General features: G+C 44.6%; 26 protein-coding genes. 22 read left to right on the top strand and 4 right to left on the bottom strand.

Annotation, left to right across the window (positions count from 1 at the left end; genetic code table 11):
* Positions 1-24: 24 nt before the first annotated feature.
* Complete coding sequence (locus NYR53_RS20075) at positions 25-822, bottom strand: GNAT family N-acetyltransferase (RefSeq protein ID WP_261300994.1); 798 nt, start codon at positions 820-822, stop codon at positions 25-27.
* Positions 823-1,127: 305 nt separating this feature from the next.
* Here NYR53_RS20075 and NYR53_RS20070 point away from each other — a divergent pair, with 305 nt between their 5' ends.
* The 13 genes from NYR53_RS20070 to NYR53_RS20010 all read left to right on the top strand — a co-directional run bounded on the left by NYR53_RS20070 (position 1,128) and on the right by NYR53_RS20010 (position 14,832).
* The gene (locus tag NYR53_RS20070) at positions 1,128-1,601 is read left to right on the top strand and encodes a GNAT family N-acetyltransferase (protein WP_261300993.1); all 474 of its coding nucleotides are present in this window, start codon (positions 1,128-1,130) and stop codon (positions 1,599-1,601) included.
* A gap of 22 nt (positions 1,602-1,623) precedes the next feature.
* Entirely contained in the window at positions 1,624-2,625 is a 1,002-nt protein-coding gene (gene lplA / locus NYR53_RS20065) for a lipoate--protein ligase (RefSeq protein WP_261306444.1), read from the top strand.
* Between the two features lie 23 nt (positions 2,626-2,648).
* Positions 2,649-3,275, top strand: a complete 627-nt coding sequence (locus NYR53_RS20060) for a histidine phosphatase family protein (protein WP_261300992.1) — start codon at positions 2,649-2,651, stop codon at positions 3,273-3,275.
* A gap of 28 nt (positions 3,276-3,303) precedes the next feature.
* Entirely contained in the window at positions 3,304-3,603 is a 300-nt protein-coding gene (locus NYR53_RS20055) for an antibiotic biosynthesis monooxygenase family protein (protein WP_261300991.1), read from the top strand.
* A gap of 86 nt (positions 3,604-3,689) precedes the next feature.
* The gene (locus NYR53_RS20050) at positions 3,690-4,667 is read left to right on the top strand and encodes an AAA family ATPase (RefSeq protein ID WP_261300990.1); all 978 of its coding nucleotides are present in this window, start codon (positions 3,690-3,692) and stop codon (positions 4,665-4,667) included.
* A 175-nt stretch (positions 4,668-4,842) separates the two neighbouring features.
* Positions 4,843-6,327 carry an FTR1 family iron permease gene (locus tag NYR53_RS20045; RefSeq protein ID WP_261300989.1) on the top strand — a complete coding sequence of 495 codons (1,485 nt, stop codon included), beginning with the start codon at positions 4,843-4,845 and terminating at the stop codon, positions 6,325-6,327.
* A gap of 28 nt (positions 6,328-6,355) precedes the next feature.
* Positions 6,356-7,525 carry an EfeM/EfeO family lipoprotein gene (locus NYR53_RS20040; protein WP_261300988.1) on the top strand — a complete coding sequence of 390 codons (1,170 nt, stop codon included), beginning with the start codon at positions 6,356-6,358 and terminating at the stop codon, positions 7,523-7,525.
* Positions 7,526-7,550: 25 nt separating this feature from the next.
* Positions 7,551-8,828 carry an iron uptake transporter deferrochelatase/peroxidase subunit gene (efeB, locus tag NYR53_RS20035; protein ID WP_261300987.1) on the top strand — a complete coding sequence of 426 codons (1,278 nt, stop codon included), beginning with the start codon at positions 7,551-7,553 and terminating at the stop codon, positions 8,826-8,828.
* Positions 8,829-9,017: 189 nt separating this feature from the next.
* Positions 9,018-10,343, top strand: a complete 1,326-nt coding sequence (gene hflX, locus NYR53_RS20030; protein ID WP_261300986.1) for a GTPase HflX — start codon at positions 9,018-9,020, stop codon at positions 10,341-10,343.
* 32 nt (positions 10,344-10,375) lie between these two features.
* Positions 10,376-11,596: a methionine gamma-lyase family protein gene (locus NYR53_RS20025; protein WP_437180189.1), complete on the top strand. Its 1,221-nt coding sequence runs from the start codon at positions 10,376-10,378 to the stop codon at positions 11,594-11,596.
* A 95-nt stretch (positions 11,597-11,691) separates the two neighbouring features.
* On the top strand, positions 11,692-12,102 hold the full coding sequence (locus NYR53_RS20020) for a MerR family transcriptional regulator (protein ID WP_261300984.1): 411 nt from the start codon (positions 11,692-11,694) through the stop codon (positions 12,100-12,102).
* A 40-nt stretch (positions 12,103-12,142) separates the two neighbouring features.
* Complete coding sequence (glnA, locus tag NYR53_RS20015; RefSeq protein WP_261300983.1) at positions 12,143-13,483, top strand: type I glutamate--ammonia ligase; 1,341 nt, start codon at positions 12,143-12,145, stop codon at positions 13,481-13,483.
* A 110-nt stretch (positions 13,484-13,593) separates the two neighbouring features.
* On the top strand, positions 13,594-14,832 hold the full coding sequence (locus tag NYR53_RS20010; protein ID WP_261306443.1) for an aminopeptidase: 1,239 nt from the start codon (positions 13,594-13,596) through the stop codon (positions 14,830-14,832).
* 546 nt (positions 14,833-15,378) lie between these two features.
* Here NYR53_RS20010 and lexA read toward each other — a convergent pair.
* The gene (gene lexA, locus NYR53_RS20005) at positions 15,379-15,996 is read right to left on the bottom strand and encodes a transcriptional repressor LexA (RefSeq protein ID WP_029195983.1); all 618 of its coding nucleotides are present in this window, start codon (positions 15,994-15,996) and stop codon (positions 15,379-15,381) included.
* Between the two features lie 147 nt (positions 15,997-16,143).
* Here lexA and NYR53_RS20000 point away from each other — a divergent pair, with 147 nt between their 5' ends.
* The 3 genes from NYR53_RS20000 to NYR53_RS19990 all read left to right on the top strand — a co-directional run bounded on the left by NYR53_RS20000 (position 16,144) and on the right by NYR53_RS19990 (position 17,709).
* Positions 16,144-16,551, top strand: coding sequence for a LysM peptidoglycan-binding domain-containing protein (locus NYR53_RS20000; RefSeq protein WP_261300982.1), 408 nt, complete (start codon positions 16,144-16,146; stop codon positions 16,549-16,551).
* A gap of 140 nt (positions 16,552-16,691) precedes the next feature.
* Complete coding sequence (locus tag NYR53_RS19995; protein WP_047677001.1) at positions 16,692-16,874, top strand: DUF896 domain-containing protein; 183 nt, start codon at positions 16,692-16,694, stop codon at positions 16,872-16,874.
* Between the two features lie 43 nt (positions 16,875-16,917).
* A complete protein-coding gene (locus NYR53_RS19990; RefSeq protein WP_261306442.1) occupies positions 16,918-17,709 on the top strand; it encodes an HAD family hydrolase in 792 nt (263 codons plus the stop codon).
* 77 nt (positions 17,710-17,786) lie between these two features.
* On the opposite strand, the gene NYR53_RS19985 is transcribed toward NYR53_RS19990, so the two are convergent.
* Complete coding sequence (locus tag NYR53_RS19985) at positions 17,787-18,329, bottom strand: 1,2-dihydroxy-3-keto-5-methylthiopentene dioxygenase (protein ID WP_261300981.1); 543 nt, start codon at positions 18,327-18,329, stop codon at positions 17,787-17,789.
* A 255-nt stretch (positions 18,330-18,584) separates the two neighbouring features.
* On the opposite strand from NYR53_RS19985, the gene metH reads away from it, so the two are divergent.
* Together metH and rnz are read left to right on the top strand one after the other, a co-directional pair.
* Positions 18,585-22,022 carry a methionine synthase gene (gene metH / locus NYR53_RS19980; protein ID WP_261300980.1) on the top strand — a complete coding sequence of 1,146 codons (3,438 nt, stop codon included), beginning with the start codon at positions 18,585-18,587 and terminating at the stop codon, positions 22,020-22,022.
* A 105-nt stretch (positions 22,023-22,127) separates the two neighbouring features.
* Positions 22,128-23,057, top strand: a complete 930-nt coding sequence (gene rnz, locus NYR53_RS19975) for a ribonuclease Z (RefSeq protein ID WP_261300979.1) — start codon at positions 22,128-22,130, stop codon at positions 23,055-23,057.
* Between the two features lie 43 nt (positions 23,058-23,100).
* Here rnz and tlp read toward each other — a convergent pair whose 3' ends face one another.
* On the bottom strand, positions 23,101-23,316 hold the full coding sequence (tlp, locus tag NYR53_RS19970) for a small acid-soluble spore protein Tlp (RefSeq protein ID WP_047677018.1): 216 nt from the start codon (positions 23,314-23,316) through the stop codon (positions 23,101-23,103).
* 203 nt (positions 23,317-23,519) lie between these two features.
* On the opposite strand from tlp, the gene NYR53_RS19965 reads away from it, so the two are divergent.
* The 4 genes from NYR53_RS19965 (at position 23,520) to NYR53_RS19950 (ending at position 26,586) form a co-directional block, all read left to right on the top strand.
* Positions 23,520-23,945, top strand: a complete 426-nt coding sequence (locus tag NYR53_RS19965; RefSeq protein WP_261300978.1) for a CidA/LrgA family protein — start codon at positions 23,520-23,522, stop codon at positions 23,943-23,945.
* Complete coding sequence (locus tag NYR53_RS19960) at positions 23,935-24,624, top strand: LrgB family protein (protein WP_261300977.1); 690 nt, start codon at positions 23,935-23,937, stop codon at positions 24,622-24,624. Before NYR53_RS19965 ends, NYR53_RS19960 begins: the two co-directional genes overlap by 11 nt.
* Positions 24,625-24,811: 187 nt before the next feature.
* Complete coding sequence (locus NYR53_RS19955; RefSeq protein ID WP_261300976.1) at positions 24,812-25,582, top strand: GNAT family N-acetyltransferase; 771 nt, start codon at positions 24,812-24,814, stop codon at positions 25,580-25,582.
* Between the two features lie 20 nt (positions 25,583-25,602).
* Complete coding sequence (locus NYR53_RS19950) at positions 25,603-26,586, top strand: lysophospholipid acyltransferase family protein (RefSeq protein WP_261300975.1); 984 nt, start codon at positions 25,603-25,605, stop codon at positions 26,584-26,586.
* Positions 26,587-26,611: the final 25 nt, after the last annotated feature.

Here is a 26,611-nt window from a genome sequence, read left to right as displayed (position 1 = left end):
CTTTCATCCTAGACAAATTCTTTGTTAGGATGATACAAGGGGCTGCAATTCATACTTAGTTCGGTAATGATAGCCATAACTAGCTTGGTAACCCAGCTTTTCATACAAAGTTACCGCTGGTTTATTGGAAGTAATAACCTGTAAATACTGCTTCGTAGCACCGTGGTCCATACTCCATTCCGTCAGTGCGTGCATGAGGACGTATCCGAGTCCTTTGCCTCGGTAGTCTTCATGGATAACGACGTTTACAAAACCTGCCCATTCGTTCTCCACAATAGCTGTGCCTAACGCGATGATCTGGTCGTTTAATTTCAGCTTTAGGAACCCTTTTGAAGTCGGCATTCGTTCAAATAGTCCGTAATAGAAAGTTTCGCGTTCTTCGGGAAACTGTTCAAGCTTGAGAAAAGCATCAAGCCATGGAGCATCTGCTGCTTCAGCCCATTCAATCTGGACGGATGAATTCTTTTGCATGATCTTATTGTTTGCGTTATCGCAGACTTGTTGACTTGTTGCGGTCATCATTAAACATGGTGTGTCTATCACATATCCTTTTGTTTCAAGAAATTCATCCAGACCTTCGGGGGAAGCGTCGCTAATTTGAAAAATTGCGGGTAAACCAAGCTTTTGATAGAATTGCTCTATTTTCGCAAGCCAATTAGGATCATCTGGATATTCACCGATGGCAAGGACGCTGTTTGCACGTTTAGTGACGCCTCGGGAGGCCCGTAGGAGCCAATTGTCAAGGGAAGTGCATGTTTCGGCAGGCCACGTGTTTGAAGCCACTTTATCGATGGTGATAAAAAAGTCTGTTTTTTCGTACATTTCCAGCGTTCCTTCCTAATATAAGTTTCCAATATTATAAATAAAATTATAGAGTTATGTATATAAAATAATCCTGCGTATTTTAGTGTTGTAAAAATATCCCTAAAGATGCTAGATACTCAACTCGCCCCGGTAATCAGCTACTTTAACGATGAAAAACATCCTTAAAATTGCTCCTTCCCCCTCGCCACCCACAATCTTTATTCACCAAACTCACACACATATCCTTCCGCCAACGTGCTCCGCCAAAGTGGTAAAATATTATCCTTTGTTGTAAGCTATGAAACAACAGGAGGTGGATTTTCTTGGGACTCATCATTCGTACCGCACAATTAGAAGATTACGAATCCGTGAATGCCATCATTCGAGTAGGGCAGGAAGAACATGCGGATGCGTTGCCGAAGCGTTTTGCCAGGTTAGATCACGTTGTTGCTATGGGTTGGTACCGAAGTTTTTCAGATCAACAGAACAAAGTGATTTTAGTCGCAGAGAAAGAAGGCTTGGTCGTTGGGGTTGCTATGCTGGAAATGAAGAAATCGCCTACCTACGAAGCGCTTGTTCCTCGAACTTATGCGTATTTAAATGAACTGGCCGTTTCACCGGATTTTCTGCGTCAGGGTATTGGTACAAAGCTATATGAAGCTTCTATTGCCTGGGCTAAGGAGCGTTCAGCTGCTTCACTTGAATTAAACGTATGGGAATTTAATGAGCGTGCCATTGCCTTTTATCAATCTTTAGGGATGTCAACCTTAAATCGGACCATGACGACCGAGATATGATCAACAACGAAGGAGCATGATTATGCTATTTATCGATAACGAAGGAATCACAGATCCTCGGATTAATTTAGCCATAGAGGAATATGCCCTAAGACAACTCCCTAACGATGAGAGTTACTTGCTCTTTTACATCAACGAACCATCCATTATTATTGGTAAAAATCAAAATACAATTGAAGAAATCAATCCCGAATATGTCAAAGCGAATAACCTTCATGTGGTTCGGAGATTATCGGGTGGCGGAGCCGTATATCATGATTTGGGCAACCTGAATTTCAGCTTCATTACACGGGATGACGGTAACTCATTTCACAATTTTCAAAAGTTTACTGAACCCGTTGTTGAAGCTCTTCGTAAGCTTGGTGTTGAAGCGGCTTTAACGGGCCGCAATGATATCCAGGTGGGTGAGCGCAAAATTTCGGGCAATGCACAGTTTGCAACCAAGGGCAGGATGTTCAGTCACGGAACACTGCTCTTCGATTCAGAAATCGAAAACGTCGTATCAGCCCTTAAGGTTAATCTCGATAAGATTCAGTCCAAGGGCATTAAATCGATTCGCAGCCGGGTCGCTAACATCATCGAGTTCTTGAATGAGCCGATTACGATGGAGGAATTCCGAAATAAGCTTCTTGTTTCTATTTTCGGTGCCGAAGAGTCTGAAGTTCCCCTGTACAAGCTATCTGAGGAGGACTGGGACCGTATTCACGAACTATCTGAGGAGCGCTATCAGAACTGGGACTGGAACTACGGGAAATCACCCAAAAGTACAGTGCAAAATTCCAAACGCTTCGAAGGCGTCGGTACCATAGATGTGCGTTTAGATATTGAAGTAGGTCATATTCATGATATAAAAATATATGGAGACTTCTTCGGAGCCAGTGACGTAGCAGAACTAGAGGAAGCGCTGCGTGGTTCGCGGTATGAAGAGTCATCTGTAAGCGAACAGTTGTCAGGAGTGGAATTGCAGCGTTACTTTGGTGCGCTGGATTTGGAGTCTTTTATAGCATTAATGATGTTAAATTAGTGCAAGGAAGGGGGATGAAGACGATGACAAAGCTTTATTTAATTCGACATGGGGAAACGATGTGGAATGTGGAGCGCCGAATGCAGGGTCACTTGGATTCACCGCTTTCTACTTTAGGGGAGCAGCAAGCCTCTTGGTTGTCAAATGCTTTGAAGGATGTTCATTTTGATGTTCTATATGCGAGCAGCAGTGGTCGTACTTTGCAAACGGCGAATATCGTGAAAGGCTCGCGTGAGTTGGCGATTCATGCCTCGGATGAGTGGAAAGAAATGAATCTAGGTGCTTGGGAGGGGCGGATTTCGGCAGAAATTGCGGATCTGGATCCTGACAATTTCCATGCATTCTGGAATGCGCCTGATCTGTATAGACCTACGCAAGGTGAGTCTTATGCGGATTTGCAGGCTCGCGTTATACCAGCCACTGAGCAGCTGCTAAAGGAACATGAAGGTAAAACAATTGCCTTAATTTCACATACAGTCACGTTGAAAATGATCATGGCTTACTTCGAACGAAGAGCTCTAGCAGACTTGTGGAATCCGCCATATTTTCACCCTACTTGTTTAAGTCTTGTCGAAATCATTAATAATGAGCCTCTTATCCGGCTTCACGGGGATACGTCCCATTTTCAAGAGGAAGCTTTTGGTTTCTAACATACAGTATCAACTGGAGGAGATATCCATGATCTTAGAAGTAGCCATCCTTCCTGTAATCACAGGGAAAAATGCAGAGTTCGAAGCGGCGTTTCGCCAGGCATCATCCATTATTTCATCGATGAAGGGCTACATATCTCATGAGCTGCAAACGTGTATCGAGGATAGCAACAAATATTTGCTGCTCGTTCGATGGGAAACACTGGAGGATCACACCGTAGGCTTCCGCGGCTCTGAAGAATATCAAGAATGGCGAAAGCTGCTGCACCATTTCTATGACCCATTCCCGGTGGTCGAACATTATACGCTGTCACAAAAGTATCATTAACGGCTATCGCGGTCTAAAATGCGTCAAACGAGCGTAGGATGGATTGATACGAACCATCAAACCATCCTGTAAACGAGGTGATCCTCATGAGTGGTCGAAGCTTGCCATCCAGACAGATCAACATCGTCTTACGGCAGCCAGAGCCTGGTATGCATAGGCGAGCCGTTGATGGAGTAGGCAGCCTGACTCACGCTTCGCCGCTAGCCGATGCCGAGCCGCAGCTCACAGGAAAGAAGACGCCTCTCGAGGGTCCGCTTTCGGAAGTTTTCAAAGAGCTGAATCAACTGATTGGCCTTGATAATGTCAAAGAGTTGGTGCATGAAATCTATGCGCTCTTACAAATTTCGCAATTTCGCGCAGAAGCCGGGCTGCTCAGCAATGCGCACGTGTACCATATGATTTTCAAAGGGAGCCCCGGAACGGGTAAAACGACTGTAGCTAGACTCATGGGTCGTATGTTTCATGCCATGGGTGTTTTGAGCAAGGGTCATTTTATTGAGGTGGAGCGTGCAGATTTAGTAGGAGAATACATTGGACATACAGCTCTTAAGACTCGTGAGTTGATGAAAAAGGCAATGGGCGGCATCCTTTTCATTGATGAAGCCTATAGTCTGGCACGTGGAGGAGATAAGGATTTTGGTAAGGAATCCATCGATGCGCTGGTCAAAGGTATGGAGGATAAGAAGAATGATTTCATTCTTATTCTTGCAGGGTATAGCGACGAAATGGAGCAATTTCTGGCTACGAATCCAGGACTTCCTTCACGGTTTCCTATTCAAATTGATTTCGAGGACTATCCGATTGAACAGCTGATTCAGATTACCGAGCTCATGGCGAAAGACCGAGAATATGTTCTTCTCCCGCAAACGATTGTGAAGCTGAAGCAGCATTTAACCGATGAGAAAGCCGCAACGTGGCGTGCATTTAGTAATGCAAGGTATGTTCGGAACATTCTGGAGAAAGCGATGCGTCATCAGGCGGTAAGGTTGCTTAGTCAATACGTAAACGCGCCTTCCAAATTAGAATTGATGTCAATAAGGCCTGAAGATATGAAATTTAAATGAATTTTATAAAGCGATTTAACTTTTAACAGTTAAATGGCTTTTTTTTCTGGAATAAAACAATTGACAGATTGCTTGAACCGAGTAAAATAGACAGAGTGATTGATTGGTTGATAATGATTATCAATATTAACTTGGTTGAATTTGGGTTTTATTTTTCAATAGGGAGTTGTGATTCATGCGTAAAGTCATCTTAGTGAGTTGGTTAGCGCTAATAATGCTGCTATCAATTCCTTTAACAGTAGGTGCTAAGGCGGAGGACGATCTGGCCAAGGCGGATGAAGGTATCGTTCGCGCCATTCAAGCTGCGGAGAGCGGGAAGTTGGAGGATGCCTCTAAACTATTCGATACGTTTCAAATGAATTGGTTGTCCTATGAAAATGGTATTAAGGATCGCTCGCTGGCAGCCTATCAAAAAATTGAACAAGCGATGGGCGAAGTATCCTTCCAAACGCTCAAGCAGCCAATTGATTCGCAGAAATTGATCGCAGGATTGAATAATCTGCACTATTTGAACAAGAGTTTTATAGATGGCAATATGGATGCTTTCGGTAAAGTGGTTCAGAGCAATGGGGATATTACGGTGAGTTCATTGGTTGCTTTGCTGGAGAAAGCGGCGGATCAAATGAAGCAGAATGATATCGTAGGTGCTTCCGCAAGTATCCAAGAGCTTCGTAGTTCCTGGTTGCAGATTGAAGGTATAGTACTTACACAATCCTCATCTGTCTACACCTCGATGGAAAGAGACATGGTTACTGCGTACGCACAGCTGTCTGCTGTACCTGTTCAAGCTGATGAGGCTTCCGCAACCATTGCGCGAATGCACGCTGATTTGAAACCGTTAGCGGCCAAAACAAGCTATACCATGCTGGATGCAACGACTATTTTGCTCCGAGAAGGTCTGGAAGCTTTGTTAGTCGTTATTGCCTTACTAGGTTTCCTGAATAAATCAGGTCATGGTGATAAAAAGCAATGGATTTGGTATGGCGTACTTGGAGGCTTGCTCGTTAGTATGGCGCTTGGTATTGTCGTTCAACAGTTGTTTTCCGCAAGTGCATTTGGGAACAACAACTTCTTAATTGCTGGATGTACAGGGATTTTCGCCGCAGTCATGCTGCTGTATATGAGCTACTGGTTACACAGCAAATCAAGCGCTTCAAATTGGCAAAAGTACATACGGGATCAAAGCGTAAAAGCTTTGGCTACCGGAAGTCTCGTTTCTCTCAGTTTGCTTGCTTTTCTTGCTGTATTCCGTGAAGGAACAGAAACAGTCCTTTTCATGATTGGTATGGCATCCTCCATATCCTTGAGCTCACTTCTTGGAGGCATAGGAATTGGCGTTGCCGTCCTGCTCATTGTAGCTTTCTTAATCCTTAAAATTGGCTTACGTATTCCAATGCGTCCATTCTTTCTAGTTTCAAGCTTCTTCGTATTTTATCTTTGCTTTAAATTTGCGGGGATGGGTGTGCACGGGCTTCAGTTGGCAGGATATTTGCCCGCAACGACAGCTTCCTGGCTGCCAAGTTGGGACTTTATCGCACTGTATCCTACGTTAGAGAGTGCTATACCGCAATTTATTTTACTGATATCCGCGTTGTTCGCAGTTATCTGGGACCGTCGTAAAACGATTCAAATGAAAAATATGGCCTTATCTAAATCATAAATTAGAGAAAAGTGGAGGGGACTATCCCATGAACAAACGTCAACAACTTATCATTTTAGCAGCTGCAACAACACTTGTACTGGCAGGCTGCGGCAAAACAGAAACAACAACGGAAGTGACGAAAGTACCAGTCAAAGAAGGCTCAGCAGCACTCCTTACAAGTATTGAGCAATTGAAGGGTCAACTAGACACAAGTAAGGTTAAAGATCCGCAGAAGCAATCCGCACTGCTTGAAAATCAGTGGGCTAGCTTTGAAGATGAAGTAAAACCTAAGTTCCCAGAGCTATATTTTAAAGTAGAGAAGTTTCTGACTCCATTAGAAGCGGGATTGAAACAAGACAAGCTGGATTATGCGACATTAACGGCGCTCAATAATAATTTGAAAGCAGCAATTGCGGAGCTCAGGACATCCCTTGAAGATAATAAAGGTGCAGTTAATAAAGATGTCATCACCGCTTCCAAAGAACTGCAAGAAGCTGCAAAAGCTTATAATAATTATGTTCAGGAACAAGGGAAACAATTAGTTGCTGGACTCGAACAGCTGGATGCTGCAGTAAAGAGCGGCGATCTAAAAAAGGCACAAGAATCCTATGGACAATCCCGGATGCCTTATGAGAGAATTGAGCCTATTATTGAAGCTTTTAGCGAGCTGGATGGTGTAATGGATGCTCGTGTGGACGATTTTAAGGATGAAAAGGATCCGCAGTTCACAGGGTATCATCGTATAGAGTATTTGTTGTTTGTTAAAAAGAATGTGAAGGAAGCGGAAGCTTTTTCTTCACGATTGCTAGAAGACGGCAAGAAAATGCAGCAAGCAATTGCAACCACTACTATTGAGCCTACCGATTTTATCGCCGGTGTTGGGGAATTGATGGAAGAAGCGCAATCCAAGAAAATCACGGGTGAAGAAGAGCGCTGGAGTGGCGCCACTATACCTGTTATTCGTGCTAACGTTGAAGGTGCGCAAGCTATCTATGATCTCGTCAAAGGTGAGTTGAAGAAGAAAGACGCGGCGCTAGATGAGAAAATCAGCAAAAGCTTAGCTGCGGTTATTGAAACTATGAATACACTTTCACCTGCGGGTGCTGCTTGGAACGATTTTAGCAAAATAGAACAAGCCAAACAAATCGATTTGAAAAATAAACTCGAGGCATTCGCTGAGCCGCTAGTGAAAATGCCAGGAACATTAAGCAAATAAGGGAATGGAGAGGAGATCAACGGTAATGGGGGATAAAATGAATCGTCGTGCTTTCTTGGGGATGACGGCGGCAGGTGCTGCAGGCGTTGTCATTGGGGATCTGCTCGGGAAGGCACAGAAAGTGATACCTACCGGTTCGAACAAACAACTAGGTACTGTCGCTGCAAGCGCAGCGAATGAAACCATCTCATTTTATGGTGCTCATCAAACCGGTGTTGTGACTCCGGCCCAGAACTTTGCGAACGTGGCAGCATTTGATGTGACGACTCAGGATGTGAAGGAGCTAAAAGAGCTTTTGCAGCAATGGACCGAGATGGCAGCGACTCTTATGGAAGGCAAGCCTCTCGCGGTTGAACCTCAGGAAGGTAAATTCCCTCCTGTGGATACAGGGGAACAAATGGGCCTCGATACGGGTAAACTAACGATTACTTTCGCAGTTGGTGCTTCTTTGTTCGAAAAGGATGGTGTCGATCGGTTTGGACTTCGTTCTCGCAAACCAGCAGGTCTCACGGAAATGCCTATTTTCCATAAAGACTCGCTGCAAGAACAATTGACCCATGGAGACATCATTATTCAGGCTTGTGCAGATGATCCGATCATCTGTTTCCATGCGATTCGCAACTTATCGAAAGCGGCTCGCGGCGTTGCCCATTTGCGTTGGCAGCAGACCGGACAGTTAGGCGTGAAGTCCCAAGGGACGAAACGGAACTTGTTTGGCTTCAAGGACGGTACGGCTAATCCAGACTTGCAAGATGAACAATTTATGAAAAATAATGTTTGGGTTGAGTCGGGAGACGGTGCCTCATGGTTTGCAGGTGGAACCTACATGGTTGTTCGTCGGATTCATATGCGCATTGAAACATGGGATCAACAACCATTTTCGGATCAAGAAGAGATTATAGGACGACAGAAGGTTTCCGGAGCACCGATGGATGGACATTCGGAATTCGATAAGCCTAATTTCGCCGACGATGCCAAAGGTGAAGTCACACCACTTGATTCTCATATTCGCCTTTCAAATCCGCGCACGGGAGAGAATTCAGAACGTGAGCGCATTTTACGCCGCGGGTATAATTTCATGGATAACCTCGATAACGTTGGACGAATCAATGCCGGTTTGCTGTTCGTTTGTTTCAATCGGAATATCCAAACGCAGTTTGAATCCATCCAGAAAAGATTGACGAATCCGAAGCTTCCAGACAAGATGCTTTCTTATACGGACACAACTGGTGGAGGTTATTTTGCTGTACTGCCGGGTGTTCCATCTAAAGGTTCGTTTTTGGGACAAAGTTTATTTACTTAAAATAGGTGGAAAGCTACCGAGAGGCCGATGGTCTTTCGGTATTTTTGTGCCTTCTGATGGGAACACCGTTATAATCGAATTTTCCACTCATGCAAATTGACTTTCCCAAGCATTTCCTACACAATGATGAAGGAATACGCCCGCATGAGGCTATTTCGATCGTTTGAATGCAGCGTAAAGGAGACACTTATGAAAACAACTTCACATATGGTTGAGAAAGAAATCGATGACCGCGCGGTACTCGTTAGTCTGGTCACTCAGAAACAGAAGAAAAATGAATTATTAGCGGAATACTCGCTACAAGAGTTGGTCAAGTTAGCGGAAACAGCAGGTGTGCTTGTTTTGGAGACATTGACACAGAACAAAGAAACAAAGGATTCCAAATGGTTTATTGGTAAAGGGAAAGTTGAAGAGCTAAAGCTGCGTTTGGAGGAGCTTGGCGGGAATACGGCTATCTTCGATCAAGAGTTATCGGGTGCTCAAGTCCGTAACCTAGAGGCAGCCTTAGATGTGAAAATTATCGACCGCACGCAGTTGATTCTGGATATTTTTGCTCAGCGTGCCAAAACACGTGAAGGTATTATTCAGGTTGAGTTGGCGCAGCTCAGCTACTTGCTTCCAAGGCTGTCGGGACAAGGTAAGAACTTGTCACGTCTTGGTGGCGGTATCGGGACGAGAGGTCCCGGGGAATCGAAGCTGGAGACCGATCGTCGGCACATTCGCGGACGTATTGACGAGCTGAAGGCGCAGCTGGAAGAAGTAGTTCGTCATCGGACTTTGCATCGAGAACGCCGGAAGAAGACCGGTGTGTTTCAAGTTGCCCTTGTCGGCTACACGAATGCAGGGAAATCAACTTTATTAAAACAATTGACGCAAGCGGACGTCTATATTGAGAATCAGTTGTTTGCTACGCTGGATCCGACATCGCGGACGATGGAATTGCCAAGCGGCAAAGAGATCGTTCTAACGGACACCGTAGGTTTTATTCAGAACCTGCCGCATGATCTTGTTGCATCTTTCCGTGCTACGCTGGAAGAGGCCAATGAGGCCGATTTGATCCTTCATGTCGTTGACAGCTCAACCGATATGAGAAATGAGCAAATGCGCGTTGTCGCTGAGGTTTTGGAAGAGCTGGGCGCACATCAGAAGGAACAGCTGACCATTTTCAATAAAATTGATCTGTGCTCGCAAGAAGATAGAGAAATGCTTTCTACCGAAGGTGAATTTCTGAAAATCAGCGCGTACAATCCAGATGATCTGGAACGTCTGCGAATCGCCATTCAAGAGAAGCTGATGGGTGAGAGTAAAGAGTTCCGCATTCCAGCTGACAAAGGAGATATCATTTCCCTTATGTACCGAATTGGCGATGTCCTGGAGACGGATGTGGACGGAGAAGATATGCTGTTCAAAGTTCGCGTGAACAAGGATGATTACGTCAAATTGGCCTATCAATTGGTGGCTTACGATCAACATGCTCAGCAAGAGGCTCAAGATAGTGAGGGAGAGATTTACTAATCATGCAATTCGGGGATAAAGTTATGGAATTAATGGAAAGCGCAGAACGTCAAATAGATAGCGCTTTTCGCCAGATTGAGAAAACCATTGATCTAAACCAGTGGAAAGTGATCAGCGCTTTCCAAAAACATAAGGTAAGCGATTACCACTTTGCTTCTTCGACAGGGTATGGCTACAATGATCGAGGCAGAGAAGTGCTCGATCTTGTCTATGCGGATGCGATGGGGGCTGAAGCAGCACTCGTACGACCGCACTTTGTTTCAGGTACGCACACCATAGGCACCGCTTTATTCGGTGTGCTGCGACCGGGCGAACATCTACTTTACATAACGGGTAAGCCTTATGATACGTTGCATAAGGTCATTGGCAAGCCTAGCGACGGTATGGGATCGCTGCAGGACTTTGGCATCGTGTACAGCGAGGTTGCGTTGACTGAGGATGGCGCGCCGGACTGGTCGGCCATTGCGGCTGCCATTCAGCCGAACACGAAGGTGATCGGCATACAGCGATCGCGCGGCTACTCGTGGCGGCCTTCGTTCACGGTGGAACAAATCGGAGAAATGGTCCGATTTGTCAAGGAAGTGAACCCGGCCCTGATCGTCTTCGTCGATAATTGCTACGGCGAGTTCACCGAGCTGCTGGAGCCGACGCAGGTTGGCGTCGACCTCATGGCCGGCTCGCTGATCAAGAACCCCGGCGGCGGTATCGCCCCATCCGGAGGCTACATTGCCGGGCGGCGCGACCTCGTAGAGCTCGCCGCCTACAGACTGACCGCCCCCGGTATCGGGGGCGAGGTCGGTGCCATGCTCGGCGCCACGCGAGCAATGTTTCAAGGGCTTTTCCTTGCCCCTCACTTGGTGGGGCAAGCCGTCAAGGGCTCGGTCTTCGCCGCCGCGGTGTTCGAAGAGCTAGGCTTCGAGAGCCATCCGCGGTGGCAAACGCCGCGAACGGATCTGATCCAAGCGATCCGCTTCACGTCGGCGGATCACTTGATCACGTTCGTGCAGGGCATCCAGAAGGCGGCTGCCGTGGATTCGCACGTTGTGCCGGAGCCGTGGGATATGCCCGGCTATGAGCATCCCGTCATTATGGCAGCCGGGACGTTCATCCAAGGCGGCAGTCTGGAGCTGTCCGCGGATGCGCCGATTCGTGAGCCTTATATCGCTTATTTACAGGGCGGGCTTACCTATTCACACTGTAAGTTAGGGGTATTAACAGCGATCCAACATATGGAAGACAAGGGATTGTTATGAAAAATAAGACTGTGAACAAACCTAACACTCCTTGACACGTTTTTGTTACAAAGGTACAATAGTGGAGAGGTACTTACTGACCAGGAGTGATTAGCATGAGTGATGAAATACGTAGAAATATGGCGTTATTCCCGATCGGGATCGTCATGAAGCTGACTGATTTAACCGCCAGACAAATTCGTTATTATGAGCAGCATGAACTTATTATTCCGGCTAGAACAGCTGGTAATCAACGACTGTATTCGTTTAATGATGTAGAACGACTTCTTGAAATTAAAGATTTAATTGAAAAAGGCGTGAACATCGCCGGGATCAAGCAGGTTCTTCTCCCTGTTGATAAAGATTCAGAAGATGCAACGATTTTGAACGAACACACAGAAGTGAAGCGTAAAGAATTAACCGACTCCCAACTGCACAAAATGCTTAAGCAGCAGTTGATTGGCGGAGGTAAACGCCCTGATCAGGTATCTCTGATTCAAGGTCAGCTTTCCCGATTTTATAAATAGCAATTCCTAACCGCTTGTAAATTGAGAGGAGACTGCACACGTGAGCTACAACAATAATTTTTCCAAAGAAGACATCTTACGTATTGCCAAAGAAGAAAATGTTCGGTTCATTCGTTTGCAATTTACAGACTTGATGGGAAGCATCAAGAACGTAGAAATTCCTTACAGCCAACTCGAAAAAGCACTCGACAACAAAATGATGTTCGATGGTTCTTCCATCGAGGGTTATGTGCGAATTGAAGAGTCTGATATGTATTTGTATCCTGATTTGGATACATGGGTTATTTTCCCTTGGGTAACTGAGAGCAAAGTTGCACGTTTAATCTGTGATATCTATATGCCTGATGGCAGACCGTTCGCAGGAGATCCGCGTGCGATCTTGAAAAATGCTTTGAAACAAGCTGAAGAAATGGGCTTTACGGCTATGAACGTAGGTCCAGAACCAGAATTCTTCTTGTTCAAAACAGATGAAAAAGGGAATCCAACAACGGAACTGAACGACCAAGGTGGATATTTCGATTTGGCTCCGATGGATTTAGGCGAAAACTGTCGCCGCGATATTGTGTTGACGCTTGAAGAGATGGGCTTTGAAATTGAAGCATCTCACCATGAAGTAGCGCCAGGTCAACATGAAATCGACTTTAAATATGCAGATGCGATTAAAGCGGCTGACCAAATTCAAACCTTCAAACTCGTTGTCAAAACCGTTGCTAGACAGCATGGTTTGCATGCGACTTTTATGCCTAAACCTTTGTTCGGCATGAACGGTTCTGGTATGCACTGTCACCAATCGTTATTCAAAGGTGATGTGAATGCGTTTTATGAAGAGAACGATAAATTAGGTTTAAGTAATGTAGCTAGACATTATATGGCGGGTGTACTTCGTCATGCACGTTCTTTCGCTGCGATTACGAACCCTACTGTTAACTCTTACAAACGTCTAGTGCCTGGATATGAAGCGCCAGTTTATGTAGCTTGGTCGGCAAGTAATCGTAGCCCGATGATCCGAATTCCGGCATCCCGTGGATTAAGCACTCGCGTTGAAGTTCGTAACCCGGATCCGGCTGCTAATCCATATTTGGCGCTTGCTGTAATGCTTGCTGCCGGACTGGATGGCATCAAGAACAAAATGCAGCTTCCTCCTCCTACCGATCGTAACATTTATGTTATGACTGAAGAAGAAAGAGAGAGCGAGGGCATTCCTACATTGCCATTGAACTTGAAACAAGCGTTGGACGAGCTGCTTCGCAATGATGTAATTTGCGATACACTTGGCGAACATGCTTTGGCTCACTTCTATGAACTTAAAGAAATCGAGTGGGATATGTATAGAACACAAGTTCACCAATGGGAGAGAGATCAATATCTGTCCCTGTACTAATCGCTTAGCAAGTTGATATTCATGCAACAATTAGATACGAAAAGCCCGTCATTCTTCAGGAAATATTCTGAGCTGATGGGCTTTTTCACGCGAAGGAGATCATACGTATGATAGACAACTTTCAGAAAAATTTGGAAAAGTACGCTGAACTTGTTGTTAAAATAGGAGTTAACCTCGGTAAAGGCCAAGATCTGATGATAGAGTCGCCGATAGAATCCATAGAATTGACTAGACTCATTGTTAAGAAAGCCTACGAGGCAGGGGCGAATTTTGTTCAAGTACACTGGCAGGATGATGTGATAACTCGCAGTAGATTTGAATATGCCCATGATGAAGCTTTTGATTATTATCCAGAGTGGTATACGAGTATGTTAGAACGTTTTGTAGAAAACGGTGGAGCATTGCTGAACATCAAAGTGCCGGATCCTGATTTGTACGCGGGCATTGATGCAAGTTTGGTTTCTAGAGCATCTAAAGCGATGGCTACGGCTAGAGCTAAGTATCAGCATTATGTGAGAACAAGTAAGTTCAGTTGGTGCTTAATCAAAGCGCCTACGGTGGCGTGGGCATCCAAAGTGTATGCCGATTTGCCTGAAGAACAGCGGGTCGATGCGATGTGGGAGGACATTTTCCGGATAAATCGTGTTTATGAAGATGATCCGATTGCGGCATGGCGAGTACATATGGATCAATTGAAGCGCGTTCGCAGCGTGTTGAATGAGAAGCAATACGAGGCGCTTCAATATCGAGCGGCAGGAACAGATTTGCGAGTCGAACTGCCGGAAGGCCATATTTGGCTTGGCGGTGATACGGAGAACGCAAGTGGAATTCGATTCGTAGCGAATATGCCGACTGAGGAAGTTTTCACGATGCCTAAGCGAACGGGAGTCAATGGCACGGTGTCGAGCACCAAGCCATTAAATGTGAATGGGGCGCTTGTGGATCGGTTTTCGTTCAAGTTCGAGGGCGGTAAAGTTGTGGACTATCAGGCGGAAGTCGGCTATGAACATCTAGCAAAGTTGCTGGATATGGATGAGGGCGCACGGTATTTGGGAGAAGTTGCTCTCGTACCTTTTAATTCGCCGATCTCTAATCTTGACCGCATTTTCTACAATACGGGCATCGATGAGAATGCATCCTGCCATCTGGCTTTAGGAAGCTGCTACCCGATCAATTTGCAAGGTGGTGTCACTTTATCAAGTGAAGAGTTAAAAGCCCGAGGTGGGAACACCAGTTTGATTCATGTGGATTTCATGATCGGGACGGCTGATCTTGAGATCGATGGTGTCCTTGGTGATGGTACCGTTGAACCTATTTTCCGTCGTGGGAATTGGGCGATTGCTTTTTAGTTGATTATTTAGCTAATATTTTAGCTTAATTTCAATGGTCGAAGTACTCTTGGGTTTATCAATAGGATAGTGAGCAGTGAGCAGATGGAAGACGGAAGATGGAGATAAAGATAAAAGTTAGTAGTTGGAAAATAGAAGTCTATAGAGACCGTTAATTTATCCAAAAGTGTTGTGATTTTTAGAATAGAAGTCCTTAAAGGCTTCTATTCCTTGAAATTGAAGCAAAAGGGACCCAATATTACCGAATAGAAGTCTCTAGAAGCTTCTAATTCAGCAAACTGCGATCCTAATGAGTCAATAGCAGTCTCTAAAGACTCTTATCTGAATCGACAGTTCAGCCTTCTTGGCTATGATGGGATTAAAGCCCATATCATTAACTTTTTTAAATCCATAATTTGGATTTGTTGGACTACTATCTGCTAAGTTCACCCAGTTGATCCATAACTTCATCCATTTAGCCTGTTAATATCGAAAAGAACCGAGGGACTATTGTCCTCTCGGTTCTTTCTCATTGGTATTGTAAGTAGAATAAGGGCTGTATGTCTATTACATATCCCGGAACAAACCAATGACACGGCCAAGAATCGTAACATGTTTCAAAAGGATAGGCTTCAAAGCCGAGTTCTCCGGTTGTAGACGAATATGATCCTTTTCTTTGTAAAAGCGTTTCACCGTTGCTTCGTCATCTTCGGTCATCGCTACAACAATGTCTCCGTTATTCGCGGTTTGCTGCTGCTTAACGATAACATAATCGCCATTATGAATACCCGCTTCGATCATACTATCACCCATGACGCTAAGCATGAACACATTATTATCTCCTACCATGCTGACAGGAAGAGGGAAGTAGTCTTCAATGTTCTCTGTTGCAGTAATAGGTACTCCGGCTGTAACTTTACCAACGAGAGGGACGCGAGCTACAGAAACTGCAAAATGCGTTTCAGCACCGTCTAGGCCTAGAATTTCAATAGCACGAGGCTTAGTAGGATCTCGACGAATCATACCTTTCTTCTCAAGACGCTCCAAATGACCATGCACAGTAGAACTAGAAGCTAGTCCAACAGCTTCGCCGATTTCTCTAACGGAAGGTGGATACCCCTTATCTTTCACTTCATTCTTAATGAATTCCAATATAGCTTGTTGACGCTGCGAAATCTTACTCAATAGTTATCACTCCAATACTGGGAATCATTACCCAAAGTATAACATAGAACCCGAGTTCGTACAAACATAAGTTCGAGAAAAGGGTTGACTCAAACATGTGTTCGTGTTATTCTAATATCAGAACAAATGTTTGGGAGATGATTATTCATGTATATGGCTTATTCAAACACTAACACAACACACACACCTCATAGATCTGCTAGCCCATCCAAAGGGATGACTTTTATTCCTAGTAATACAAAAGCGATTGTTCGCTTCATCCTATTAGCAGTCATTCTTGGTACGGTGTTTTCATTTGGTGCTATGGTTCAAGCCTATGCAGGGGATGGAGCAGCAACTGCAAAGACCACAGTTTCCGTTACTTCTATTAACTCTTCTCCGAAAGCTGTCGCTCAAGATCAAGTCGTCATTCAACGCGGAGATACACTTTGGGAAATTGCTTCCACTCACAATAAAGGCAACGAGAACATTCGTTCTTACGTAGATAAATTGAAGACAATCAATCATTTAACCACGAGCTCCCTGAAAGAAGGACAGGTTTTATTGCTTCCTTAATTTCACTATGCTTTCTTGATAGACTTTAAACACGATGAGGCTTGGACATGTTCCTATGCCTCTTTTTGTTGTCTCTTGACATTCCTTAATAGGGATGGCAAAGTAGTACTCATATTGAATTTTTGACATGGAGGATTACGATGAGTGACAACATGGAACAAAATATCGAACGTATTAATGAGCTTGCTCGTAAAGCGAAAACAGTTGGCTTAACCGATGCGGAAATCGATGAACGCAACGAACTCAGAAAGAAGTATATTGAAGCATTTCGTGGCAATCTTAAAGTTCAACTTGATTCCATCAAGTTTACGGACGAAGAGTAATCGCTGCTCATATAGATACAACATTCAAAAGGGGAAATGAATGATGACGTTGAAAGCCGTACTTTTTGATTTAGATGATACGCTTCTGTGGGATGATCGCAGTGTGCAGGAAGCATTCGAAGCGACATGTGCTGAAGCTGCGAAACACGTAGCCGTAAATCCTGAAGAATTGGAAGCTTCCGTTCGCAAAGAAGCGCGTTCTTTATATGAATCTTATGAAACTTTTGCATTTACGAAAATGATAGGTATTAATCCTTTTGAAGGCTTATGGGCAAATTTCACACAAGGTGAGAATGAGAACTTTCGTAAGCTTGAGAAACTAGCGCCAGGATATCGCACAGAGTCTTGGACTAGAGGGCTTGGTGCGCTGGGAATAGAGGATCGTGAGCTTGGGTATAAGCTTGGAGAACTTTTTCCGGCAGAACGCCGCCGCCGTCCTTACGTTTATGAGGAAACGTTCCGAGTGTTGGACGCTTTGAAAGGCAACTATCGATTGCTGTTGTTAACGAATGGCTCGCCAGATCTGCAAAAGGAAAAATTAGCAGGTGTCCCCAAAATCGCGCCATACTTTGATCATATTGTGATCTCTGGTGAATTTGGTGTTGGTAAGCCTGCAACATCTATTTTCAACCATGCATTGGGATTACTCGGGATAGAAGCAGAGGAAGGAATCATGATCGGAGATAAATTGACTACGGATATTCTTGGTTCTGGCAGCGTTGGTATGCGCAATATTTGGATTAATCATCATGGGCTTCAAAGTGGAGATGAGATTGTTCCTGCGTATGAGGTTTCCCGTCTTCAAGATATTTTGCCGATTATTACGAACGGATAACATAAAATAAACAAAAACCCAGCGGTTGCTTAGGACGTTAAGTCCAGCGCAGTTGGGTTTTTGTTCATATAATAGAATTAGGCTTTAATAAATTCTGGATCATCAATGTTATAAGCAATCCAGCCATCTTTTTCGATGAAAAGACGAACGGCAACGATCTCGCGATTATCCATTAGTGTGAAGAAATGGTTCGTGTTTTCAGGAACGGAGATAACATCACCTGGTTCAAGTTCAACGTCAAAATAGCCAACTTCGCCTTCGGATTTGATAATGAAAATCCCTCGTCCAGAAACGATTGCGCGAATTTCATCTTCTGTATGGGTGTGCACCTGTTCGAATTTCTTCAGGAGCTCTTCGATGTTAGGTGTTGAATCGGAAAGTGCGATAACATCCCAAATTTCATAACCGCGTCTAGCAGCCAAATCACGAATTTCTTCTTCATAAGTGCTAATAATTTGAGCTTTGTCTTCATCGCTAAGAATGAATTTCTCACGTAGTGTTTCCGGAAGTTTGTTAGCATCCCAGTGTTCATAAACAACATTTTGACTATCCAAGAAGGCTTTAACCTGCTCTTCGCCTTCAATACGTTCATTCGTATTGCGAATTCTAATTTGTGCCAAGCTGCATCCCTCTTTCTAAGTAAATATAAATATAGGGATCTTTGACATACGATCAAAGTCTCTCCTTTGAATTATAGTGGAAATTTAGCTAGCTGTCGATGGTTGAACATAAGAATTTCCGATAAAACCTATAGGTAAATATGATATTTCAAATTCTTTTCATAGAAGCCGTATTCTGTTACACTAAAACATAACATATTTTGTCGTTTTTTTAGTTTTCTATTGCTTTAGGATAAGTTGAGAGGGAGTCATGCAATGATCAAAACACCGATACAAGAGCAGCTTAAAAAGAAAATCATGATCCTTGATGGTGCCATGGGTACAATGATTCAGCAAGAGAACTTAACAGCTGAAGATTTCGGGAGCGATGATTTGGACGGATGTAATGAAATTCTTTGTGTTACACGGCCGGATGTTATTCGCAAAATTCACGAAGCTTACTTCGCCGCGGGCGCTGATATGATAGAAACCAATACATTCGGGAGCACGAGTGTGGTACTTGCGGAGTATGATTTGCAAGACCGCCATCGCGAATTAAATCTTGCAGCAGCTAAACTGGCTATCGAGGCAGCGAATAAATATTCGACACCGGAGTGGCCTCGTTATGTTATCGGAGCCATGGGGCCTACGACCAAGACGTTGTCAGTAACCGGTGGAGTCACATTCGCTCAGCTAGAGGAAAGCTACTACGAGCAAGCGTTAGCACTCGTTGAAGCGGGTGTGGATGCTCTTCTACTGGAAACTTCCCAAGATACTCTGAACGTAAAAGCAGGCAGTATCGGGATTCGCAGAGCTTATGAAACATTGGGTGTTGAGCTTCCGATCATGATCTCGGGTACCATTGAACCGATGGGCACAACATTAGCCGGTCAAAATATTGAATCCTTCTATATTTCTTTGGAACATTTGAAGCCTATTTCAATGGGTTTGAACTGTGCTACTGGTCCTGAATTTATGCGGGATCATATTCGAACGTTGTCTGATATTGCTGAAACAGCGATTAGTTGTTATCCGAATGCCGGTTTGCCGGATGAGAACGGACATTACCACGAGTCTCCCGAATCTTTGGCCAAAAAGATGGCTGGTTTTGCTGAGCAAGGCTGGTTGAATATTGCCGGGGGCTGTTGTGGCACAACGCCTGATCATATTCGCGCAATGTCAGAGACACTCTCTCAGTATAAGCCAAGAACGCAATATGGGTCGCATTTACCTGCTGTCTCAGGGATTGAAACGCTATTTATTGAGCCTGAAAATCGTCCTATCATGGTCGGCGAACGGACCAATATTTCGGGTTCAAGAAAATTTAAACGCCTTATTAAAGAAGGAAAGTTTGAAGAGGGCTCTGAGATTGCACGTAATCAAGTTAAAAACGGTGCTCACGTTATTGATATTAACCTGCAGGATACAGACATTGACGAAGCTTATGCCGTTGAAGAGTTTATGCAGCAAGTTGTGAAGAAAGTCAAAGTTCCGTTAATGATTGACTCGACCTATGACCATATCATTGAGCTAGGACTTAAATACTCCCAAGGTAAAGCGATCATTAACTCCATCAACTTGGAGGATGGCGAGACGAAGTTCGAAGCAATTTTGCCTTTAATCAAACGTTACGGAGCTGCCGTTGTTTGTATTCTTATCGATGAACGAGGTCAAGCTGTTTCACGCGAAGCGAAGATCGAAGTGGCGACGCGGGCTTACGAGCTTTTGACAGAAAAGTATGGCATGAAACCTGAGGATATTATTTTTGATCCCAATATGTTCCCAGTAGGCTCTGGAGATCCGCAGTATATCGGTTCCGCCGTTGAGACGATTGAAGGCATCAAGCTGATTAAAGCTAAGTATCCTGCTGCTAAAACAATTCTTGGCTTAAGTAATATCTCCTTTGGTTTACCTGACGCAGGGCGTGAAGTGCTGAATTCCGTCTATCTGTACCATTGTACGAAGGCAGGTTTAGATTATGCCATTGTGAATACAGAAAAACTGGAGCGTTATGCATCCATCCCGGATACAGAACGTCAATTGGCTGAAGAACTTATTTACAATACGAATGATGAGACATTGGCACAATTCGTTGCCCATTTCCGTGAGAAGAAGGTCGAAAAGAAAGAGAAAATTTCGAATCTGTCTCTGGAAGAAAGACTTGCTTCTTATGTCGTAGAGGGGACCAAAGAAGGTCTGATCCCTGATTTGGAGCTTGCTTTACAGAAGTATTCGCCTCTTGAAGTCATCAACGGACCTCTTATGAAGGGGATGGAGGAAGTTGGACGCCTCTTTAATGGCAATGAACTGATTGTGGCAGAGGTTTTACAAAGTGCGGAAGTGATGAAGGCTTCCGTTAATTACTTAGAACCTTTCATGGAGAAATCCGAAACTGCCGTTAAGGGTAAAATTATTTTAGCAACAGTCAAAGGTGATGTGCACGATATTGGAAAAAATCTCGTCGAAATCATCCTTTCGAATAATGGCTATAAAATTATTAATCTCGGGATCAAAGTACCACCAGAGCAAATCATCGAAGCCTATCGTAGAGAGCTGCCGGATGCGATTGGTTTATCTGGATTACTTGTGAAATCGGCTCAGCAAATGGTGATTACGGCTCAAGATTTACGCACGGCAGGTGTGGATGTGCCGATTCTGGTTGGCGGGGCTGCGCTAACACGCAAATTCACCAAAACGCGTATTCAGCCTGAATATGAGGGTGTTGTGCTTTATGCGAAGGATGCGATGGACGGATTGGATATTGCCAATCGATTGAGTGACCCTGAACAACGCCAACGTCTCATTCAGGAACTCAGAGAAAGCTTGGAGTCCGATGTGATGGATACCGGCAAGAAGGAAGATAAACTGCCGCAGCTCACTCGTGTGAGTTCGTCTGCCGTATCGAAGGATCTTCCTGTGCAAGTTCCGCAGGATACAGATCGCCATATCATGAGAGATTACCCGATTAGTCATCTGATGCCTTATGTCAACATGCAGATGCTGCTCGGACATCATCTTGGTTTGAAAGGCAAAGTTGAGCAGCTTCTTAGCGACAAAGATACGAAAGCCCTTCAGCTCAAGGATACAGTGGATTCAATACTATATGCTGCTCAGCATAATGGGATTATCAAAGCCCATGGGATGTACCGTTTCTTCCCAGCACAATCCAGCGGTAACGATGTCATCGTGTATGACCCGCAGGATCACAGTAAAGTGCTTGAAACCTTCACATTCCCGCGTCAAGATAAAGAACCATACCTTTGCTTATCCGACTACCTGAAGTCAGTAGAAAGCGGGCAAATGGATTACGTCGGTTTCTTACTTGTTACGGCAGGGCATGATATTAATGATTTAGCTAAAGAATGGCGAGATAAAGGGGATTATTTGAAATCTCATGCTCTTCAAGCAACGGCACTGGAAATGGCTGAAGGATTTGCGGAGCGGATTCATCATATCATGCGAGATGTATGGGGAATTGCCGATCGCGTAGATATGACGATGCAGGAGAGATTTGGGGCTAAATATGTCGGACAACGATTCTCCTTCGGTTACCCGGCATGTCCGAATCTCGAGGACCAAGCGAAATTGTTCAACCTGCTGAAGCCAGAGGATATTGGCGTTGAGCTGACGGAATCGTTCATGATGGAGCCGGAGGCATCTGTTTCAGCGATCGTATTTGCCCATAAGGAAGCTCGTTACTTCAACGTAGGATAGAAAGTTTATGAATAAAGCGAGGCAGCTTGTACGGACTACAAAGTTCGTCGGCGTCCTCGCTTTCCATTTTGGCATTGTGATTTTAGAGAGAATGGAGTTTAGATCGTGGACTTGTATTTTTTGGGCACGGGGGCGGGAATGCCTTCCAAACAACGAAATGTCACCTCAATAGCTTTAAATTTGCTGGATGAACGTGGAACCTATTGGCTGTTCGACTGTGGAGAAGGGACGCAGCAGCAGATTCTAAACTCTCCAGTGAAACTGGGACGAACGGAGATGCTTTTCATCACGCATCTGCACGGGGATCACTTGTACGGTTTACCTGGCTTGTTAACGAGTCGTTCCTATTTGGGAGGGGATACACCTCTTACGCTATATGGACCGCGGGGTCTTAAGAGTTTTGTTGAAACAGCCCTCTCCGTAAGCGGGGCTCATTTAACATATACGCTTCAGATCGTGGAAATCGAGGAAGAAGGTCTAATCTTCGAAGACGAAAGCTTCCAAGTAGAGACGGCACGGCTAGAACATCGTATCGAATGCTTTGGTTTCAGGATCGTAGAGAAAGATCAACCTGGCAAGCTTATGCAGGAAAAACTAACGGAACTCGGCATACCGGCGGGACCTATTTATGGTAAGTTGAAGCAAGGCCAATCCGTCCAGTTGGAGGATGGTCGTACGCTTCACGGGACGGATTTTCTAGGAGCGCCGATACCTGGACGCATTGTCGTTATTCTTGGTGACACGCGCTATTGCAGAGGGGCTCAGCACTTGGCGCGAGGTGCTGATGTGCTAGTGCACGAGGCTACGTTCGCCATGGATAAGCAGGAGCTCGCGTATTCGTTTGATCATGCCACTTCCGTCGATGCGGCAAGAACAGCTCAGGAAGCGGGAGCGAATGCACTGATCATGACGCATATTAGCTCGCGATATCAGGGGGATGCCGTATTGGAACTTTTGCAGGAGGCTCAGAAGATTCACAGCAATAGCTACATAGCTAAGGATTTCTGGAGCTTTGAAGTGCCGCGTAAAGGGTAAAAAAGAAGCCTCTTCCAATTATGGAAGGGGCTTCTCGCTTTAATTATCTGTTCGTTTCGTCTTTTTTCTCCTCGATGAAGCCGCTAATGCTTTCTTTGCGGCGTTCATTCTTGGATTCGATGCTTTGTTTTTCCTCGGCAGTTATTTCATCCGCATGTTCGTCCAAGTAGTCCTCAGCTTCGTGCAAATTGGCTATCGTATGATCGATGGCGTTCTGCAAACGGGCTGGATTATCTTCGCGATTGTCTGGCTTTGCCATAGTATTTCTTCCCTCCCTTTAAGGCGATTGATTGACATCCTGTTATACAATTCCACAAAGTCAACAAGATTATTCACTGTTTAAGAAGTCAATTTCCTTGATTCTCCTCATACAATAAACAAAATCCCACGTCAACCGAGGTGATCATATGGAAATTACACTCGCTGAAGTGCTGCTTTCTATCTTTATGTCCTCGATTTTTTGTGTTATGTTTAGGGAAATACGAAATTATTACAAAGACTCTGGATAGTGCTGCTCACAGCTGGAATGGAGAATTTATGCTCGGTTTTGCTATATTACTAGGCTTTAATTTCTTAGGTTATGTGCTTCAGATGAGCCTGCACCTGCCGCTACCCGGCAACGTGATCGGGCTCATTCTTTTTACCGCGGCTTTGTTCATTAAGCTCATAAAGCTGGCTTGGGTGGAAGAAGCGGCTTCACTGTTGACAAGGCATATGATGCTCTTTTTTATTCCTTTTACCGTTGGCGTTCTTGCATTTATTCCGATCATTGGAGCTAATTGGCTTGCTATTTGCGGAGGGACTGTCGGTGCGACGGTGGCTGTTCTTGTGGTAACGGGTTGGGTATCTTCAAAGCTAGGACAGGAGAGTGCCAAACATGGCGAATAGCATGCTGCAGCATCCATTGTTTGGACTATCACTAAGTGTAATCAGCTATGCGTTAGCCAATTTGTTGTATCAACGATGGCGGTTTATGCATCCTCTTTTTAGTTGTACGGGGTTCATTATCATTATATTAGTATGCTTTCATATTCCTTATGAAGACTTTAGACGAGGAGCAGACGTGCTAACGCTTTTATTGGGGCCTGCAACTGTAGCGTTAGGCGTACCTCTTTATAAATACAAAGAATTAATACGTAGAAATTTGGCGCGGGTCTTAATAAGTGTTTTGGCGGGGGCTATTACGGGGATTGCAGCTAGTGCGGCCATCGTGGGGTTATTGGGAGGAAGTCAGTCCATTATCCTAAGTATGCTTCCCAAGTCGGTAAGCTCGGCCATCTCCATTGAGATAGCCGCGCGGTTAGGTGCGATTCCTGAATTAACAGCGGTTTTAACAACTTTAACTGGGCTGCTGGGCAGTATGTTTGGTACTCGGATCTTGCGTTGGTTTCGAATTAGAGATGATATCTCGATTGGCATTGCAATTGGAACAGCGGCACATGGCATCGGAACAGCCAAAGTATTCAAGGATTCTGAACAGCAGGGGGGATTTGCTGGATTATCCATGGGGATTTGTGGAATTATGACTTCGATTTTATTTATACCTATTTACATCTGGTTAAAATAGTTCCGTGCATGTTATTAAGGAACAGAGCTCGTTAAGAGCTCTGTTCCTTTTTACATTCAAAAAAAAGGAAAATGCTGAGGTGCGACATTCAAGAAATATTACAAATTCTTAATAACACGAAAACGAACATTTAATAATCCTCTGCTAACCTTAAGTTATAAGACTCAAGTTGAAAGGCGTGAGGAAGATGAGTGGACCACTTCTGAGTACGGCGCCCCAGCAAGCCAAGCTGTCGGTTAGGCTGGCAAGCAGCGCACAAGAGATTGAGCAAGCTATGCGGCTAAGGTATCAAGTTTTCGTCGAGGAAGAGAAGAACATGAGGATGCTGAATGAGCAGGGGCTTGAGAAGGACGCCTACGACGATTACTGTGATCATCTCATTGTGAAAGATATCGAAACCGAGCAAGTGATCGGTACTTATCGGTTGCTTCCAGGGGAGCGAGCTTTGAACGGGATCGGATTTTATTCCGAGACTGAATTCGATCTTACTGCCTATTCTGATTTGAAAAGTCAAACGCTCGAGCTTGGACGGAGCTGTATTGCTCCCGAATATCGTGGCGGAAAAGCGATTCAACTCCTTTGGGAAGGAATTGCAGGTTATATTAGCGAGCGTAATTATTCGCATTTAATCGGATGTGCGAGTGTGCATGTGGGTAATTTGGAGGAACTGAATTTGATCTACTCGATGCTGCGCCATAAGCAGGTGATAACAGACCGATTCGGTATTGAACCGCTTGCCACGCATCGTATCCCAGGTCTTGCTCAAATAGAAATCGATGGCAATGAAAAAGAGCTGTTCCGTAAACTGCCGCCTCTGATGAAAGGCTATCAATGGCTCGGAGCGGAGATTGGCGGAGACCCGGCATATGATGAGCTATTCGAGACCGTTGATTTCTTTATTATTTTACAAAAAGATCGTGTTACACGTCGTTATAAACGCCACTTTCTGACTACTTAAGCAGGTAAGGAGGACTTACCTTGTACGAATGGATTTCCAAGCTGACACTGAATGAACGTAGATTACTTCGCATCGAGAGAGTGCTCCGCGTTTTTCCAATTTGGATGATGTCGGCTGCTTGTTCTATGTTAGCGTTTGCGCTTTATCAGGCATTCCGAAAAGGGTTTCTGAAGCGAGTGGAACATAATTTAATAGACTTACTAGGTACTATGCCTAAGAGTTCATTAAAAGCTATTTCCAAGCACTATGTTCAAAATATCGTGTATACGCTTTATGAAATTCTTTTCCTTTCTGTTCGGTTGAAAAAGCTTCATGCGAGTCACTTTGACGTGCAAGGTGAGGAACATCTACAAGAAGCACAGCATCAAGCGAAGGGGAAGGGATTCATTGTCTATGCACCGCATGTTGGCAATTTTTTTAACTATTATTGGTATTTGACTCAGAAATTCGATTGCTTAACGGTGGCTTCAGCGGGAAGTCCCGAACTTAAACCTCTGTATATGAAGTTTGCTGCAATGGGTTGTAAAGGCTTAGATTACGATAGTGTCCCCCCACTTGCGCTATTTCGTACATTGAAAAAGCATGTGCAGAGCGGCGGAGTTGTTTTCATCCTCGGTGACTTCTGGAGACAGACATTTCCTTTATCTAGGCTATTTGGCCGACTGACTCGTACGCCTGAAGGTGCAGCCATGTTAGCGCTTGATCAGCATGTGCCGGTTGTACCTTTCTACGGGTATCGTGTAAAAGGGTTTAAACATAAGTTAGTTTATGGATCTCCCATGCATTTACACGAACAATTTGAGCGTTCAGGACGTTCAGAGCGTGCGGAGGCTAACTTACTTTTGAATGCGTTCATGGAGCGAGTTGTCCGTGAGCAGCCTTCGGCATGGTTTTATTGGTTTAATGTTCATGAACGATGGGAGAAGGTTCCATCATTAGATGCCGATAACACAAGTAATGATGGGATCGGAAGCATAGATTTGACCACAGAAGCAGCAGGATGATTCACACAACGACCAAAAGGATTGG

Source organism: Paenibacillus andongensis (assembly GCF_025369935.1).
Taxonomy (GTDB): domain Bacteria; phylum Bacillota; class Bacilli; order Paenibacillales; family NBRC-103111; genus Paenibacillus_E; species Paenibacillus_E andongensis.
The sequence above is the reverse complement of the archived record's forward strand: the minus strand, read 5'-3'. Positions and strand labels throughout refer to the sequence as shown.

What these genes read in the sequence shown, in the direction of transcription:
- NYR53_RS20000 (WP_261300982.1), top strand. Translation starts at nt 16,144, where the DNA reads ATGTATATGGCTTATTCAAACACTAACACAACACACACACCTCATAGA.
- NYR53_RS20075 (WP_261300994.1), bottom strand. Translation starts at nt 822, where the DNA reads ATGTACGAAAAAACAGACTTTTTTATCACCATCGATAAAGTGGCTTCA.
- NYR53_RS20050 (WP_261300990.1), top strand. Translation starts at nt 3,690, where the DNA reads ATGAGTGGTCGAAGCTTGCCATCCAGACAGATCAACATCGTCTTACGG.
- efeB (WP_261300987.1), top strand. Translation starts at nt 7,551, where the DNA reads ATGGGGGATAAAATGAATCGTCGTGCTTTCTTGGGGATGACGGCGGCA.
- NYR53_RS20055 (WP_261300991.1), top strand. Translation starts at nt 3,304, where the DNA reads ATGATCTTAGAAGTAGCCATCCTTCCTGTAATCACAGGGAAAAATGCA.
- NYR53_RS20020 (WP_261300984.1), top strand. Translation starts at nt 11,692, where the DNA reads ATGAGTGATGAAATACGTAGAAATATGGCGTTATTCCCGATCGGGATC.
- NYR53_RS19990 (WP_261306442.1), top strand. Translation starts at nt 16,918, where the DNA reads ATGACGTTGAAAGCCGTACTTTTTGATTTAGATGATACGCTTCTGTGG.
- NYR53_RS20040 (WP_261300988.1), top strand. Translation starts at nt 6,356, where the DNA reads ATGAACAAACGTCAACAACTTATCATTTTAGCAGCTGCAACAACACTT.
- tlp (WP_047677018.1), bottom strand. Translation starts at nt 23,316, where the DNA reads ATGGCAAAGCCAGACAATCGCGAAGATAATCCAGCCCGTTTGCAGAAC.
- hflX (WP_261300986.1), top strand. Translation starts at nt 9,018, where the DNA reads ATGAAAACAACTTCACATATGGTTGAGAAAGAAATCGATGACCGCGCG.
- NYR53_RS19960 (WP_261300977.1), top strand. Translation starts at nt 23,935, where the DNA reads ATGGCGAATAGCATGCTGCAGCATCCATTGTTTGGACTATCACTAAGT.
- NYR53_RS20045 (WP_261300989.1), top strand. Translation starts at nt 4,843, where the DNA reads ATGCGTAAAGTCATCTTAGTGAGTTGGTTAGCGCTAATAATGCTGCTA.
- NYR53_RS20025 (WP_437180189.1), top strand. Translation starts at nt 10,376, where the DNA reads ATGGAAAGCGCAGAACGTCAAATAGATAGCGCTTTTCGCCAGATTGAG.
- metH (WP_261300980.1), top strand. Translation starts at nt 18,585, where the DNA reads ATGATCAAAACACCGATACAAGAGCAGCTTAAAAAGAAAATCATGATC.
- lplA (WP_261306444.1), top strand. Translation starts at nt 1,624, where the DNA reads ATGCTATTTATCGATAACGAAGGAATCACAGATCCTCGGATTAATTTA.
- NYR53_RS19955 (WP_261300976.1), top strand. Translation starts at nt 24,812, where the DNA reads ATGAGTGGACCACTTCTGAGTACGGCGCCCCAGCAAGCCAAGCTGTCG.
- NYR53_RS20060 (WP_261300992.1), top strand. Translation starts at nt 2,649, where the DNA reads ATGACAAAGCTTTATTTAATTCGACATGGGGAAACGATGTGGAATGTG.
- NYR53_RS19995 (WP_047677001.1), top strand. Translation starts at nt 16,692, where the DNA reads ATGAGTGACAACATGGAACAAAATATCGAACGTATTAATGAGCTTGCT.